1 protein-coding gene is annotated in these 734 nt (G+C 71.3%); it reads left to right on the top strand.

Features of this window, described 5'->3' with window-relative positions:
- Window positions 1-734 (top strand): hypothetical protein (locus ABD223_RS43305; protein ID WP_344044190.1); only part of this gene is annotated, 734 nt, incomplete at both ends.

The raw sequence follows: 734 nt of genomic DNA, 5'->3' as shown, positions 1-734 counted from the left end.
GGCGCCGGTACATCTCGGTGCCCGCCTACGACACCCGGCTGTCCAGCTCCTTCGGGAAGGCCGCGGACGGCGCCGAGCTGCTGGACGCCGTGATGCTGTTCACCCTGTCCAGCCGGGGCAAGACGAAGTTCCCCAAGCCCGTGCCGTACTTCTGGAAGCCCAACGCCACGGCGGAGGCCTACGCGAACCTGACCCCGGAGAGGGCCGCGTGCGAGGCCGTGCGCCTCCAGCAGATCCCCCAGCTCGTCTCGGGCCAGAAGCTCAAGCCCATCGTCAACATCGGGTGGCAGCGGCGCCTGGAGCCGCCCGAGGTGTCGATGGGGTGGGTGCACAAGTACGACCGGACGGCGGCATGGCTGTCCGCCTGGTCGAACACCCCGCTCGGCGTGGGGGAGCCTGTCCACCACCAGGACGGGTGTGCGTTCGACCCGAAGAAGGCCGGCCTGTGGCGCGTCGCCTCGGTGCCCGGGTTCGGCCTGCCCGGCCTGCCCAACTTCCAGCTCCACAAGGCGCCCGAGGGCGGCTGGTGGATCCGCTCCACCCCGGCGATGAACCTGCTGATCCTGGCCTACCCAGGCTGGGAGCCGGAGGTCCTGGAGGCCGTGGTGTGGCCGGACAGCCGCCGCGTGATGGAGGGCGGGTACGAGCGGATCCGCCAGGGACGGCTGTTCCTGCTCGGCGAGATGGACGCCGGGCGGCCTGCCGCCAAGCTCGCGAAGGCCCTCAACAGCTCG

The organism is Saccharothrix xinjiangensis (genome assembly GCF_039527585.1).
In the GTDB taxonomy this organism is placed as follows: domain Bacteria; phylum Actinomycetota; class Actinomycetes; order Mycobacteriales; family Pseudonocardiaceae; genus Actinosynnema; species Actinosynnema xinjiangensis.
The sequence above is the reverse complement of the archived record's forward strand: the minus strand, read 5'-3'. Positions and strand labels throughout refer to the sequence as shown.